Origin of the sequence: Leucobacter insecticola (assembly GCF_011382965.1) — a bacterium.
In the GTDB taxonomy this organism is placed as follows: Bacteria; Actinomycetota; Actinomycetes; order Actinomycetales; family Microbacteriaceae; genus Leucobacter; species Leucobacter insecticola.
Genome location: NZ_CP049934.1, coordinates 833,933 through 848,322, shown reverse-complemented (window position 1 = coordinate 848,322; position 14,390 = coordinate 833,933). Strand labels below are relative to the sequence as shown.

16 protein-coding genes are annotated in these 14,390 nt (G+C 62.2%); 5 read left to right on the top strand and 11 right to left on the bottom strand.

The window, feature by feature from the left end:
- Positions 1-8: 8 nt before the first annotated feature.
- Positions 9-431 (bottom strand): succinate dehydrogenase, cytochrome b556 subunit, encoded by a 423-nt coding sequence (gene sdhC / locus G7067_RS03990; RefSeq protein ID WP_166322165.1) that lies wholly within the window; start codon positions 429-431, stop codon positions 9-11.
- A gap of 198 nt (positions 432-629) precedes the next feature.
- On the opposite strand from sdhC, the gene G7067_RS03985 reads away from it, so the two are divergent.
- Entirely contained in the window at positions 630-1,760 is a 1,131-nt protein-coding gene (locus G7067_RS03985) for a mannose-1-phosphate guanylyltransferase (protein WP_166322163.1), read from the top strand.
- 3 nt (positions 1,761-1,763) lie between these two features.
- Here G7067_RS03985 and G7067_RS03980 read toward each other — a convergent pair whose 3' ends face one another.
- A complete protein-coding gene (locus tag G7067_RS03980; RefSeq protein ID WP_166322161.1) occupies positions 1,764-2,162 on the bottom strand; it encodes a type II toxin-antitoxin system VapC family toxin in 399 nt (132 codons plus the stop codon).
- Entirely contained in the window at positions 2,155-2,409 is a 255-nt protein-coding gene (locus G7067_RS03975) for a type II toxin-antitoxin system Phd/YefM family antitoxin (RefSeq protein WP_166322159.1), read from the bottom strand. Before G7067_RS03975 ends, G7067_RS03980 begins: the two co-directional genes overlap by 8 nt.
- A gap of 386 nt (positions 2,410-2,795) precedes the next feature.
- On the opposite strand from G7067_RS03975, the gene G7067_RS03970 reads away from it, so the two are divergent.
- The gene (locus G7067_RS03970; protein WP_205881195.1) at positions 2,796-5,066 is read left to right on the top strand and encodes an HAD-IC family P-type ATPase; all 2,271 of its coding nucleotides are present in this window, start codon (positions 2,796-2,798) and stop codon (positions 5,064-5,066) included.
- Here the strand turns inward: G7067_RS03970 and G7067_RS03965 are convergent.
- The 8 genes from G7067_RS03965 to G7067_RS03935 all read right to left on the bottom strand — a co-directional run bounded on the left by G7067_RS03965 (position 5,063) and on the right by G7067_RS03935 (position 8,877).
- Positions 5,063-5,353 (bottom strand): ribbon-helix-helix protein, CopG family, encoded by a 291-nt coding sequence (locus G7067_RS03965; RefSeq protein ID WP_166322157.1) that lies wholly within the window; start codon positions 5,351-5,353, stop codon positions 5,063-5,065. The genes G7067_RS03970 and G7067_RS03965 overlap by 4 nt on opposite strands.
- 346 nt (positions 5,354-5,699) lie before the next feature.
- Positions 5,700-6,062: a hypothetical protein gene (locus G7067_RS03960; protein ID WP_166322155.1), complete on the bottom strand. Its 363-nt coding sequence runs from the start codon at positions 6,060-6,062 to the stop codon at positions 5,700-5,702.
- Between the two features lie 21 nt (positions 6,063-6,083).
- Positions 6,084-6,224, bottom strand: a complete 141-nt coding sequence (locus tag G7067_RS03955; protein WP_166322153.1) for a hypothetical protein — start codon at positions 6,222-6,224, stop codon at positions 6,084-6,086.
- A 234-nt stretch (positions 6,225-6,458) separates the two neighbouring features.
- Positions 6,459-6,722, bottom strand: a complete 264-nt coding sequence (locus G7067_RS03950) for a DUF1016 N-terminal domain-containing protein (RefSeq protein WP_425280692.1) — start codon at positions 6,720-6,722, stop codon at positions 6,459-6,461.
- Positions 6,715-6,852 carry a DUF1016 N-terminal domain-containing protein gene (locus G7067_RS15145; protein ID WP_205881193.1) on the bottom strand — a complete coding sequence of 46 codons (138 nt, stop codon included), beginning with the start codon at positions 6,850-6,852 and terminating at the stop codon, positions 6,715-6,717. The genes G7067_RS03950 and G7067_RS15145 overlap by 8 nt, the downstream gene beginning before the upstream one ends.
- Positions 6,853-6,966: 114 nt before the next feature.
- Positions 6,967-7,335 carry an FAD-dependent monooxygenase gene (locus tag G7067_RS03945; protein ID WP_244301235.1) on the bottom strand — a complete coding sequence of 123 codons (369 nt, stop codon included), beginning with the start codon at positions 7,333-7,335 and terminating at the stop codon, positions 6,967-6,969.
- Positions 7,310-8,362 (bottom strand): GIY-YIG nuclease family protein, encoded by a 1,053-nt coding sequence (locus tag G7067_RS03940; RefSeq protein ID WP_166322149.1) that lies wholly within the window; start codon positions 8,360-8,362, stop codon positions 7,310-7,312. Before G7067_RS03940 ends, G7067_RS03945 begins: the two co-directional genes overlap by 26 nt.
- Positions 8,359-8,877: an MGMT family protein gene (locus G7067_RS03935; protein ID WP_166322147.1), complete on the bottom strand. Its 519-nt coding sequence runs from the start codon at positions 8,875-8,877 to the stop codon at positions 8,359-8,361. The genes G7067_RS03940 and G7067_RS03935 overlap by 4 nt, the downstream gene beginning before the upstream one ends.
- Before the next feature lie 230 nt (positions 8,878-9,107).
- Between G7067_RS03935 and cas3 the strand changes: the two genes are divergently transcribed.
- Genes cas3 through casB form a run of 3 tightly spaced genes read left to right on the top strand, consistent with a single transcriptional unit; the run spans position 9,108 to position 14,361 of the window.
- Entirely contained in the window at positions 9,108-11,945 is a 2,838-nt protein-coding gene (cas3, locus tag G7067_RS03930; protein WP_166322145.1) for a CRISPR-associated helicase Cas3', read from the top strand.
- Positions 11,942-13,678 carry a type I-E CRISPR-associated protein Cse1/CasA gene (gene casA / locus G7067_RS03925; protein ID WP_166322143.1) on the top strand — a complete coding sequence of 579 codons (1,737 nt, stop codon included), beginning with the start codon at positions 11,942-11,944 and terminating at the stop codon, positions 13,676-13,678. The genes cas3 and casA overlap by 4 nt, the downstream gene beginning before the upstream one ends.
- A complete protein-coding gene (gene casB / locus G7067_RS03920) occupies positions 13,675-14,361 on the top strand; it encodes a type I-E CRISPR-associated protein Cse2/CasB (protein WP_166322141.1) in 687 nt (228 codons plus the stop codon). Before casA ends, casB begins: the two co-directional genes overlap by 4 nt.
- The last annotated feature ends 29 nt before the right edge of the window (positions 14,362-14,390 follow it).

The following is a 14,390-nucleotide window of genomic DNA, read 5'->3' as shown; positions in this document are numbered from 1 at the left end:
CCCCTCGCCTAGTGACCGAACACGTTCATCAGGTGGCGCGGCAGGAAGCCGGCCATGGTGACCACCCACAAAGCGATGACGATCCAGAACATTGCACGCTGGTGCTGCGCGCCTTTACTCCAGTAATCGACGAGGATGATGCGGATGCCGTTGAACGCGTGGAAGACGATGGCACCAACCAGCGCAGCTTCGCCCAGCCCCATGATCGGCGTCTTGTAGGTGCTCATCACCGCGTTGTATGCCTCTGGGCTCACGCGGACGAGCGCGGTGTCGAGAACGTGCACGAGAAGGAAGAAGAAGATGGCAACACCCGTGATGCGGTGCAGCACCCACGACCACATTCCCTCATTGCCGCGATAGAGAGTGCCGCCAGGGCGACTCTTCTTCTTCGCCGCCGGTGCGACCTCTGCCGTTTGGGCTGACACGAGCATCCTCCTTGGTCCTGCTTCGCCGGGTGGAGCCCGACAGCTGACATCGCGGCTCCCAGCAAAAGTGTGGGCGCACGCACCCAAACACACCTCTAGCCGAGAAACCGCTACTTTTCCTATTATGGCACCATTCGGGGCGTGCCCGTCACTCAAGTACCCGGTGCCAGCAATTCTCGATCCGCACTCGTTAGGCTTGAGGCTATGTCTGAGGCTCTATCTGCCCACGCCGCTCTCGACCGGTTCACCTGCGTCATACCTGCGGGCGGTGTTGGATCCCGGCTGTGGCCCCTCTCCCGCGCGAACGCACCAAAGTTTCTGCTCGACCTCACCGGCTCCGGTGACTCGCTCCTGCACGCAACCTGGTCGAGGCTCGCGCCCATTGCGCCGCCCGAGCGGGTAATGGTGGTCACGGGCAATGCTCACCGTGAGTCCGTCGCGGCTCAGCTTCCCGAACTGCTGCCCGAGAATCTCGTGACGGAGAGCGAACCGAAGGATTCTTCGGCGGCGATCGGCCTCGCCGCGGCGATCCTGGAGCTGCGGGATCCTGACGCGATCCTCGGATCTTTCGCAGCCGATCACGTGATCCGCGGCCAAGTCCTGTTCCAGCGCGCCGTTGCAACCGCGGTGCAGGCCGCCGACCAGGGGTTCATCGCGACCATCGGGATCCACCCCTCACACCCCGCCACCGGCTTTGGTTACATTGCGTGCGGTGGCGCCCGCGGCGACCTCGCGCCGTTTGACGTCTACGAGGTCACCGAGTTTGTCGAGAAGCCAAGCGCCGAGAAGGCCGGCGAGTACCTCACCCACGGTGGCTACCTGTGGAACGCGGGCATGTTCATCGCGCGGGCGAGCGTGCTGCTCGACCAGATGGCTATCGCCGAACCCGAGATGGTGCGTGCGCTGCGCGAGATCGCGGCCGCCTGGGGCACTGAACGGGCCGCCGAGATACGTGAGCGACTGTGGCCGACGCTGCCGAAGATCGCGATCGACTACACCGTCGCCGAGCCTGCCGCACAGGCCGGCAAAATGGTGTGCGTCGCGGCACACTTCGACTGGGACGATGTCGGGGATTTCGCGAGCGTCGCGAACCTCTTGACCCGCGGGCGGGGCAGCGATCTCGCGGTGCTCGGCGACGGCGCGCAGGTGCTCTCCGATGCGTCGAGCGGGATCGTGGTGTCTGAGAGTGGGCGGCTCGTGGCGCTCGTCGGCGTCGAGGACGTGGTGGTGGTCGATACCGAGGATGTGCTGCTCGTGACATCGAAGAGCCGCGCGCAGGATGTGAAAAACCTCGTCAACCGCATGAAGGTCTCCGGCGGCGGGCACCTGCTGTAGCGCTCAGGCGGGTGGGGCCGCCTGAATCCGGTGCATCACAACGCCCTCGAACCTGGAGAAGCCGTGGTCATTGGTCACAACAGGCAGATCCAGTGAGAGGGCCTGGGCCGCGATCAGCGTATCTTTCTCACGCATTGCTGAGTTCGGTCGCGCGGTCAGCGCACCGTAGGCCTGCGACGCATTCAGGTCGAAGGGGAGCCAGAAACCGTTGAGGCTATCGAGCAGCTCAATCAATTTCTGTCGGTTGCTGCGCGCGGCCGAGCCAGGCTCGCGGGTCTGGAGTCCATAGACAAGCTCAGAGCGCACAATTGTGGAGCTCACATACTTGTCGATGTCGCCACTCACAGCAACAAGCGCGGCGCTGTCGATCAGGATGTTGGTGTCGAGGAGACCCCTAGCCATTCGCGGCCTCGACTGTCTGTTCGCGGAGCTGAGCGATTTCTTGTTTCGCGTTGTCGACCTCTTCGTCGGTCATCATGCTGGCGATCAGTTTGATGCCAAACTTAATGCCGTCGAGATCTGGCTGCTGGGCATCCGCCGCGACCGGCGTCACGACGGAAAGCGGCTTCCCGTTCTTGGTGACGGTGATTTCCTCCGCCATGAACTTGGAGGGATTTACCTTGAACTCACTGAGGGGAATCGTCTTCACGATCGGTCCTCCTTTGCGTTGATTTAGCCCAAATGGAGTCATATTTCAAATATAGCTCCATTTGACATAGATAGAGAGCTATTTTTTATCACACCGATCACGCGGACGCTCAAGGCGACCGGCTACGTAGCTCAGACTTCTCAATCGCACACCCTTTCACAACTAAAGAGGCGGCTCGATCTGAGAAAATCAGACATGCACTCTTCTTCGGTGAACCCGAGCGGCGCGATCGCCCTGACGCTCGTCGCGGCGACGCTGAGGGTGAGGGCGCGGCTGCGATCCGGCCGCTCACCGAGGCTGAGGTTCGCGAGCGGATCGCCCGCGGCGAGGTCAACGTCTCCGAAACGCGCACGAGCCGCAGCTTCGGCGCGATCCTGTACACCAACGTGTTCACTCGCGTGAACCTCATCTACGCGACGCTGCTGGTGCTCGTGCTGAGCACGGGATACTTTCTCGACGGCATGTTTGGCCTACTCATCATCGTCAACAGCGCGGTAGGTATGGTGCAGGAGATCCGAGCGAAACGGACACTCGACCGCCTGGCGCTCCTCAACCACGCGCCGATTCGGGTGGAGCGCGCGGACGGCGTGCACGAGGTTCGCTCCGAAGATGTTGTGCTCGACGACATCGTGGTGATCGCGGCCGGGGACCAGATCCCCGTCGACGGCACACTGATTGACGCGACCGCACTCGAGATCGACGAGTCGCTGCTCACCGGCGAGGCCGATCCGGTGCTCCCCGAGCCCGGAAACGCGGTGCTCTCGGGGAGCTTCGTGGTCGCGGGATCCGGGCGGATCCTCGCAACCGCGGTGGGCCCGGATTCGTATGCTGAGCGGCTCGCAGCGGAAGCAAGCACGTTCAAGAAGCCCTCCTCCCAGCTGCGGGCGGGCATCGACAAGATCCTGAAATACATCACCTGGATTCTGGTGCCGGTGGGGCTCGCCACCATCTGGAATCAGCTCGCCGGCGGGCAAGAGTGGCGCGATGCCCTGCGCGGACTCGTCGCGGCCCTCGTGCCGATGGTGCCGGAGGGACTCGTGCTCATGACGAGCGTCGCGATGGCAGTGGGGGTGATCCGGCTCGGCCGCCGCAACTGTCTGGTGCAGGATCTGCCCGCGATCGAGCAGCTCGCGCGGGTGGACGTGTTCTGCACCGACAAAACCGGCACGCTCACCGAGGATGGCATGCGGGTCAGTCGGATCGAAGTGGCCGACAGCACTGACCGCTCGCCGGATGATCCGGATGTCTTTGCCGTGCTCGCCACGATTGGCCACGCCGAGGGCAAGCTCACCGGCAGCATGGCTGCCGTGCTCGAACACGTCCGTTCGCAGCAGCCGCTCGCCACCACCCGGCTCATCGCGTTCTCTTCGGCCCGCAAGTGGGCCGCCGTGCAGCTGGAGGCGCCGCGGGCGGGCGGGATCAGTTGGGTGTTCGGCGCACCCGATGTGATCCTCCCCGCTGATTGCGAGCTCCACGCCCGCGCAGAATCGCTGTCGACGGAGGGGCACCGCGTGCTCGCACTCGCAAGCTCCGCGCAGCCCGTTGCCGAGAGCGGACTCCCCGAGGCGCTCGTGCCCGTGGCGCTCGTGGTGCTGGACCAGCGACTGCGCGCGGACGTGCCCGATGCGATCCGCTACTTCCGCGATCAGCAAGTGGAGCTGAAGGTCATCTCGGGTGACAACGCGGCGGCGGTCGGGGCGATCTCCGAGCAGGCTGGGATTCCAGACGGCAGGGTCGCCGTGGACGCGCGGAGCCTCGATCCTGAAGCACCAGAATTTGCGCGCGAGATCGCGGCACACACGGCGTTTGGCCGGGTGACCCCGACGCAGAAGCGGGCGATGGTGCACGCGCTGCAGGGCGACGACCGCATCGTCGGCATGACGGGCGACGGCGTGAACGACGTGTTCGCGCTGAAGGACGCTGACGTGGGGGTGGCGATGGGATCCGGATCGCCCGCCGCGCGTGCCGTCTCGCGTATCGTGTTGCTCGACAATTCCTTCGCGACGCTGCCGCATGTGGTGGCGGAGGGGCGGCGGGTGATCGGCAATATCGAGCGGGTCGCGACGCTGTTTTTGACGAAGACGTTCTACTCCGCACTGCTGGCGTTCCTGGTGGTGGTGACGGCGATCCCGTACCCGTTCTTGCCGCGGCACGTCACACTCATCGGGGTGTTCACGATCGGGATCCCCGCGTTCTTTCTCGCGCTCGCCCCCAACACCGCGCGGGCGCAAGACGGGTTCGTGCGGCGCGTGCTCGGTCAGGCGGTGCCCGGCGGGCTGGGGGCAGCCTTTGCCGCCTACGGCGCGTATCTGGCCGCGAGATCGGTGTTTGGCGTGGAGGAGGCGACGCGGGTCATGAACTCGTCGACCGCGCTCTTGGCGTTGATCGCTGTCGCGTTCTTTGTGCTGATTGCGGTGGCGCGGCCCTTTGCCTGGTGGAAGGTCGCCCTCGTCGCGGCGATGATGGGTTGCGTGCTGGCTGTGCTCGTCACCCCGCTCGGTCGCACCGTGTTCGACATCGACCTGCGTGACTGGCGGGCGGTGGCTCTCGCTCTCGGATTCGGGGCGGGCGGGATCCTGCTGCGGACGCTCGCAGGGTTACTTCTGCGCGGGCGCTGGCGGCGGCGGCTCAGTGACGTAAGACGACCGGCGACCTAAGCTGCGCTCGCCCATTCTGCGATCGCGGCTCGGATGGCTTCCGAACGGGTACGCTGCTCACGATCTGCTCTGGCGACAAGTGCCGCCAGTTCAGACTCGCTCAGACGCACGGTGACCGCGCGCGACGGCTCATTGGTGCGTGCGGGCCGTCCTGGCGCACGAAACTTCGCCCCCGGAAACCCCTCTTCGGCGTTCTTGACGAGGCGAGCGATCACTTCTTCAGTAATCTCGACACCATTGATCACACCGTAGGATCCATTCACCGGCTTCGCGATATTGCCGCTCATTTCCGCCTCCTCTGCATCTTGGCCACTACTGACCGGCGGGCAGGCATCGCGTGGATGACGAGATACCGGGCTCCGCCTTCAAAGCTCAATGCCGCCAATTCCCAGGGCCGCCCTTCCCCATCAAACCCAAGCCGCATGTAGCGTGGAGTTTCGCCATCTTCGATCGCTGTCTCCTCTGTACCCTCGTTCCACATGCGAATGACCTCATCAGCGCTCAATCCCCGCTTAAGCGCTGACTCATGTGCCTGCACTTGCTCCAAAGACCACCGCCAAACATTGGTTTCGTGTACAAATTACCATAGTTTCGTACACGAAACCAGGGGTCAACCCGCCCAAAATCAGTTCGTCACTGCCGGTGAATGGCGGGCGCAGGGCGCGGCGAAGCGTTCCGCTTCATCGGGCGCACGAGATGACTGAGGCCCAACCCAGCAAGCATCATGGATCCTAAACACAGCAGCACGTTGAGGCCAACAGCGGCGATGAGCGTGGGCTGGTTGGGATCAACCGGGATCTCTTCCGGCATCGGCCAATAGAAGGCGACCGGTATACCGATAAGTCCCACAACCGCGAAGGCGATCGCGAAGATCCAGCCTCGAGTCACCCACCAGTGTCGCAGTACGCGCACGAGTCGCAGGGGGAGGCCAACAACGAAGGCGAACACCATCGCGATACCCGCAAGGATCGAGCTGACGAAGGGGATGCCGATCATGGAAAGAGGCTCGTAGTCTCCTTAGGCAAAAAAGTTGCCAGAAAAGAAGGTCACGGAGGTGACGATCCCGAGCACGGCACCGCCGAGAAAGAATTGAAGGGGCAGCGCAAGCCACGTGACCCTGATCGTCGGGTCGGTTGCACCACTCTCCGCTGGGATCACGGAGTCCTCCTTCGTTGCTGTGAACAGTCACCACACTTCTGCGCGCAGTGCCGAGTTCAAGATTACCCAATAAACCGTTTGCAGGCTTTTCACCGTGCGCTTTGCAGCAATCCGGTCGCCTGAGGCGTGCAGACTGCCACTACAGCGGGGCAGCTACTGCAACGCTACGCAACACCGAGAGGCCCCGCGTGACTCCGGAGCGCATACTCGGTAACAACTTCGTTTTTTGCGCTTCTACCCGATATGGCTCGCCAAAAGGCTTCGGGTCCATCCGAATTCCAGGGCAGCCTCCGCGTATGCGAATCTCATGTCGGGATCCTTGAGCTTGGTGAGAAGCACAATATTGTGCCCCCACGGCAATTGTGCAACGGTTCGCTGCACAAAGATGTCTTCGGTCCAGGCCTCTGCGAAGGCCCGCATGTACTTGAGGTTGCGCAACGAGAACCCCGTTGCCTCAGGAAATGCTGCACGCAAGTCATGTCCGAGCCTTTCAACCACTTTTGCGCCCCCACCCCAGGCTGGCCTGTTTCTCGATGATGTCGCCACCGATCTGCCAATACACGCGCAGCATCTCCGTATTGACAGCGAGCGCAGCCCGCTGTTGCGCCGAGGATACCCGCGCTTTCACCTCGGCGAGCCACTTTCCGTAGCCCTCGGGCGGCGCTTCAGCGCGATCGTACTACTCATGTCGTACCCCCTCAGACGCGCGCGCCAGCGTTCGCTCTCTCGATGACTTCGTCGTTTACCCCGGCGGCTGCCACCGCTGCACGCGCGTACTCACGGCACCCATCACTCCGCCTGGCATCAGCGTCAGAGCGAGGTCACGCAGCGAGACAAACACCGGGTTTGCGGCCTGCGCGGTCTTGCCGACGGCTCGCGATCGCCGCAGAATCGCTGCCGTTCGTGGGCAGCGAAGTGCCGAGTATCGAGCGAGCCGCTCAGTCAGTTCGGCCGATCCTGCACCCCGCAACAGCGCCACCAGAGTCGCCGCGTCTTCGATGCCCTGGCCTGCACCCTGACCAAGATTGGGTGTCATCGCATGGGCGGCGTCGCCCAGCAGCACCGCGCGCAAGGGCGAAGCGAGGTCAGGCGGCCGACGTTTCTCGCTCAAGGATGCGCTCGTAGACGCGACGTGTGAGCTCTGCGCTGTAGCTGCGCGCATTGACTCTGGCGCTGCCGGTGCGCATGGCGTGGATCGCGAGCCGTCTTGCACCCATCAGTTCTTGTGCTTCGAGCTGCTCCACAACACCAGCTCCCAGCGGCATGCCGATGCAGTCAACTGGAACCGAGTAGCTGCTTGGTATGCGGCCCCAGTAGTACGGCATTCCCCCGATCTCTGCGACAAACTGAATCTCCTCTTGCAGCCCAACATCATCAGGCACATCTTCTTCAGCAACAAACGTCTCGATCTCAGCATTCAAGTACCACATCAATTCGTTGCTCGCCTCAAGCGATCCGAGCTCTGCCTCGAATCTGCGCCTCGGAAAGTAGGCGAGTTCGAGCCAACCAACGTTCAGGGTTGCGAATCGCCCGCCGACGGTTTCGGGGTAGTCAGAGATGCTCCAGAACCGCGCTTCGGTCTCGACCGCGTTGGGAATGATGTGCTGCACCACCTGCGCCAGCTCGTCGATCACGGCCTCACCGACCGTGCGCCCGTCAGGCAGCAACTCTTGACCACACTTCTTCGTCAATAATCTCGGCTCGGGACCCTGAGACCGTTTTGCCGCCGCGACGAACGGCGTCAGGTCATAACTTGGCTGGCCGGTCGCCCAGTGACGTTGCGCCTCGGGCGCGACGAATGGGTCGAGAGTGCACGGCTCCCAATGTTCAAAGTTAAAGAGTTTGTTGCGAAGCTGGTGGGTGGCCTTGTGGTGTTGGATCGTGGCCTTTTCGATCTCATCGAGGTCACCTACAGGCACCTCGAGAAACTCGAACGCAGTCACGTCTTTCCAAGGCGCGTGGTGTTTGGAACCGTGCCGATGTGTGGTGTATCGGGTCACCACGTCTACGGCTTGGCCGACGTAGCGTTCACCGTTTTCGAAGTGCAGCACGTAAATGCCGCGTCGGCAACCAGTGAGAAGCGCAGCGATGGTTGAGGGGTCTTCGAGGGTCCAGTAGCGAAACTGCGAAGCATTCATTGCGCTAGATGCCCTGAAGGGATAACGCAGAACCCATCAACATTTTCAGCACATGGCACTCCCCTGGATGCCAGGAGAGTGGCCCGCTTTTCTTGATACTGGCCGTCCTTCGTGACAACGGTGACGGTCTCGGTAGCGGGGAATACGATACTGCCGTCCTTCTGAATCCATTCAGCCTTCATGACGGACGCCCCCAACTCCGGTAATCCTGCCATCTTCCGAAGGGTACGTCCGACCCTGATTGCCGCGCCCGGGGCACGGCCAAGCGCAACAGCGACTTTGCCGTATGTTGTAACCATGCCTTCGGGAAGGGCCTCTAGGACAACCCTCAAGTTCGTTTCGTTAACGTTTAGCCTAACCTTAGGCAACCACTTCTTTACCAAGACTACGGGCAGATCCAATCTCCGGGCCGCCGCCGAAATCTCAGCCTCTGTTGCTGACTCCAGTTCTCGAACCAGCGCCTGCTTCAAGAGTTCTAAAGCTCGCTCCGGTTCAGGGATTTCCGCTCCAAACATGATGCTCCTTAGTGTCGACAATTCTGCGAGTACTCGCCCCACATAAAGCGTAATCGAACAAGTTCAGTTGGTCAATTAATGAATTAATTAAAGCATTATCTAATTCGTTAATTTTTATTAAATGCCCTCCTATCAGTCAGTTTCAATCTTTGTCCGACGTGCTTGCTACGCTCAAACACATTCCTACCGTTAGCCCTCATCGTAAAGAGAACCCAAAGCAAAGGCGCCGCATGAAATCACTTCCAAAACCAACCGATCCGATGGTGCGTGCCGCGTGGGCGAAGTCCCAGCGCGACGGCAGCAAACCGTTTCCGCTTTACGCCCACCTTGAAGACACCGCAGCGGTTGCCGACCATCTTTTCGAGCGCTGGCTCTCGAAGTCGCAGCGTGCCCTCCTCGCGCGCTCATTCGGTGACGAGGCGACAGCCCACCGCGTCGCGATCTGGCTCGCCGCAAGCCACGACGTAGGTAAGGCCACCTGGGCCTTCGCCATCAAGGTGCCAGAGGGCCGCCGCCAAATGGAAGACGTGGGCTTCCTTTTCCCCGAGCCGACCCCGCCGTACAGCGATCAACGCCTGTATCCCCACGGCCTCGCGGGTCAACTCGCGGTCGAGCGACACTTCGACACGAAGACCGCGCGACCAAAGGCCCGCGCTGGCCTGCTCCTCGCCGAGATTATCGGCGGCCACCACGGCAGCTTTCCCGCGGTCACCGACAACCCCTCGAGCATCTATCGCGAGGGTGCTGGCGAGCCCGCCCACTGGGCTCACGTTCGCAACGAACTGCTGCATCGCGCCGACCAGATCGCCGAGATCACCGACGACGACTGGGCCCAGATTTTGCAGGCACGCATTCCCGAGTCGGTGCAGGCGATACTCAACGGCTTCTTGATCGTGTGCGACTGGATCGCCTCAAACGAGTGGATGTTCCCCTACGACGCGTCGGAACCAGCCAACGTCAGAGCCGAGCGCGGCCTGAGTAAACTCAATCTCGGCAACAGCTGGCTGCCCACCGCCGCGAGCGAGCTCGACGCCTATTTCGGCAGTAGGTTCGGGATCAGCGACCCTCGCCCCAGCCAGCACGATGCCCACGAGCTTGCAGCTTCGCTCGACGAGCCTTCGCTGCTGCTGATTGAGGCGCCGACTGGAGAGGGGAAGACCGAGACGGCGTTCGCGTGCGCCGAGACACTAGCCGCGAAGTTTGGACTCAATGGGGTCGCGGTGCTACTACCGACGCGGGCGACCGCGAGTGCCATGTTCGGTCGCACACTCGACTGGCTTAACTCACGGGCCGACGCCGCAACGCCCCAATCTGTAACGCTCGCGCACTCGAAGGCCGAATTCGATGACCGTTTCCAGCGCCTCTCGAGCGCCAGCAAGACCGCGCATATCTACGACGACGAGCAAGGCACTTCGCACTCGGTCGTCGCAAACCAGTGGTTTCGCGGCAGAAAGCAGCGTGTGCTCGCCGACTTCGTGGTCGCCACAATCGACCAGATGCTGTTCATGGCGTTGAAGGCGAAGCACATGACATTGCGTCACCTCGGTTTCGGCGGCAAGGTCGTCATCATCGACGAGGTACACGCGGCCGACACCTTCATGCGCACCTACCTGCTGCGAGCGCTGCAGTGGCTGGGCGCGTATCAGGTACCGGTCATCGCGCTGTCTGCGACGCTGCCCGAGGCACAGCGACTTGAGTTGCTGTCGGCGTATCGTGAGGGCGCGCGGCAAACGATCGACCGCGCGGTTCTGAAGGTAGATCCAAAGCCCGACGCCGAACTCACAACACTCGCGCAAGCCACCGGCTACCCGCTCATCACTGCCGTTGGCGCACATAATCATGCGCAACGAGTCTCTCAGCCATCTGGACGGCGCATCGCATTCACGCTCGACGAGGCATCTGACGAGTCGATGCTTGACCAGGTGAGCGCGGCCGTGGCTGACGGCGGCTGCATCGCGGTGGTGATGAATACGGTGAACCGGGCACAGCGCGTATTTGCGGATCTGGCGGCGCGGCACCCGGGCATGGTCGAGCTGTACCACTCGCGCTTCACGGTGGAGTCGCGAGCGCGGCGCGAGCAACGGCTGGTGGAACGGCTGGGTCGTAGCGCGGCGGATCGACCAAACGGCCTGATCGTGGTCGCGACGCAAGTGGTGGAGTCGTCACTCGACGTCGATTTTGACCTGATGTTTACCGATATCGCACCCATGGATTCGCTGGTGCAACGTATCGGCAGGGTGCACCGGCACGACCGCGGCGCCAACCGGCCAGAGTCGATGCGTGAACCTCGCGTGGTGCTGACGGGTGGCGAGCGGCTGCTGTCGGGAGAAGCACCGCCGACGTTTGATCGCGGTGTGCAGCGGGTGTACGGCGAGGCGCTACTACTACGCACAGTGGCCGCGTTGCGTGAGCACCTTGGACAGGACACGGGGGCGAGCGGCGCGTCTACGACGCTGGCAGTGCCCGACGACGTGCCGCTACTGATCAAGAACACCTACCGGCCCGCGCCCACCATGCCTGCTGATTGGCTGGAACGCCATGAAGAGGCCGAGCGAATAATGCGCCTAGAGCAGCATGACCAGCAAGAGCGTTCGAGACAGTTTGTCGTGCGGCACCCAGGGCTTGGCAAGATCACCGACTGGAACGCACTGGCGCAGAGCGAGGCGAGCGAAGAGCATCTGGGAGCGGCGCAGGTGCGCGACGCTGAGCTGTCGCTCGAGGTGGTGTTGGTGCAGCGAGTGGGTGGCGGCGTGAAGTCGCTGCCGAGTCTCGGTGCCGAGTTTGGTGGGCAAGAAGTCGCGTTGACGGGCGGGATCGACGACGATCTCGCCAGGGCCGTCGCGACCTGCGCGGTGTCACTACCGGCGTGGATGACCCAGGGCTCGCAGCTCGACATGGTGATTAATTCTCTCGAAAGCAGCGGCATCGAGTCGTGGCAGATGTCGCCATGGCTCAGGGGCGTACTACCCCTGATTTTGGACGAGAATTTTTGCTGTACGTTAGGAATCAACAGGGTTCAATACAGCGACGAATTGGGCCTGACTGTCGAAAGAGAGGACGCACGGTGAGTGAAACAACCGAGAATCTTGAAGCGCTTGTGCCTTTCAATCTGGTTGACGAACCATGGGTTCCAACCGTCGGCCTCGACGGTGTCGAACGAGACGTATCGCTTCGAGAGGTGTTCCGATCCGCGCACGAGCTTCGTGACGTCGCCGCAGAACTGCCAACCATGCGGTTCGCGATCTTACGCGTCATATTCGCGATCATGTATCGGGTGCTCGATCGGATGGACGTTGAGGACCCCGAAGCGGAGTGGGCCGAGCTGTGGAACGCTGACACGCTGCCCTCGGCGGAGTTCGACGCGTATCTGACAAAGTGGCACGACCGTTTCAACCTATTTGATGCGGCGCACCCGTTCATGCAGACGCCCGGGCTGCGCACCGCGAAGGACGAGTGGAAACCGATCGAGCTGATTGTGGCCGACACTGATCCTGAACGCGCGCTGTTCACCATGCGGAGCGAACTCAACTCGCTGTCGTTTGCCGAGGCTGCGCGGTGGCTGATTCACACCAATGCATACGATTTTTCTGGCATCAAGTCTGGTGCTGTGGGCGATTCACGTGTCAAGGGCGGCAAGGGCTACCCGTCGGGCATCGGTTTCGCGGGTTGGCTGGGTGGCATCACGCTGCGCGGCAATACGCTGCGCGAGACGCTGCTGCTCAACCTCATTCGCGGTCGCGCGGCTGAACAGTCCCGTGACGTGCCGATTTGGGAACAACCCCCGCTCGGCCCGAGTGAACGAAGTGTCGCTGAGATCGGCACCGTCGGGCCGCTCGCGCTTTTGACCTGGCCACAGCGCCGCATGCGCCTGCGCGCAGAACAGGGCCGAGTCACGGGAGTGCTCGTCACGAACGGTGACCCGATCGACTACACCGTGCAATCGGGCACCGAACTCTACACGGCTTGGCGGTTCAGTGAACCACAAAGCCAGAAGGCGAAGGTGGCGCGCTATATGCCACAGCAGCTTGAGACGGGTCGTGCACTCTGGCAGGGTCTGACCACGCTGCTGCCAACGCCAGAGAGTGCCGCACCGCGAGAGCAGGTGCAGAAAAAGTGGAACGTCAAATCCCTCGCGCAGCCGGCAGCGGTGGTGACCTGGCTAGGGTCGCTCACTAAGCGGGGGTTCATCGAGCCTGGCCGAGTCATCGAAATTATGTCGGTGAGCATGGAGTATGGCGCACAACAGTCGAGCTACAGCGCGATCGCCGCAGACCAGCTCGCAATCACATCAGCCCTCACTGACCTGTCTGAGCAGGGCCTCATAGCGGTGGCACACGACGCCGTGCGCAAGGCACAAGCCGCGATCCGCGCCCTGACCGACCTCGTTCGTGACCTCAACCGCGCAGTGGGCGGCGAGACCCCCGACGTTGGCCTCACCCCAAGTGAAGACGCCTATGCGTCCCTTGACATCAGGTTTCGCAGCTGGCTCCTACAGCTGAAACCAGGCTGCGACGCACAATCTCTGCTGCAGGACTGGGTTGAGAACGTGCGCGGTGACATGCGCGCTCGAGCAGCGCAACTCGTTGAAGCAGCGCCGCCCGCCGCCTGGGCAGGTCGCAAAGCCAGCGCTGGCGTGACCGGCGATCGCGTGTACTCCGTAGCCACCGCGATGCGCTCGTTTGAGTTCAATCTCATTCGTGCGCTTGGGCGCCCCGCCCACGCAGGCAGCACTTCAAACGGCGATGCAACAGACACACAATCAACAGTCCTTTCAACAGCCGAGGAGGCGGATCAGAAGTGACAGACACAACAACACCGCCGGTCGAGGGCAACCTCGACCGATCAAATGACAGGCAGGCGATCTGGAAAACGATCAATTCGTTCACCCAACGTCGGGTAATGACACTTCAGGGCGGGTACCGCAATGACTCGTCAGCAGCGAAGGCAGAGCTCGCTCGTCTGCGCTCTGCCGACCCGAGTAGCGATGAACGTGTTATCGATGCGTGGGCCACCTCGTTCACTGACGCCCCAGAAGAGCTGATCGGCAGAGGTGACAAACCCTCAGATGCCGAGTATGCGATCGCGACAGCACTGCACCTGTACGCGGTTCACCAGCAGTCACAGAGCGATGCAATGCACAAGAACGGCGAGGGTCTCGGCCGAGCCGTTCGAAGGCTCGCCCGAGTCGACGATCTCGAGAGTCGCGAAAAGCCCGTCATGCGCCGCTTCCAGTCTCTGACTTCAGCAACTGATCGCGCTGAGATCGTCAGGCACCTGCGCAGCCTCGTGCAACAGTTTCGCAGCGAGGGCGTCCCCCTCGACTACGCGAAACTCGCGACAGATCTCTACTTTCTTGCACAGCCCAACTCACGCACAAGCGTGCGCCTTGCCTGGGCTCGAGACGTAACGAGGCCAATTAAGCAAGAAACGACATCGCCAGAAACGAGCGGCGATCCCGCACCCAAAACACCAGCCTCCAACTAGACCAGATAGCCCACTCGAAGGAGTAACCC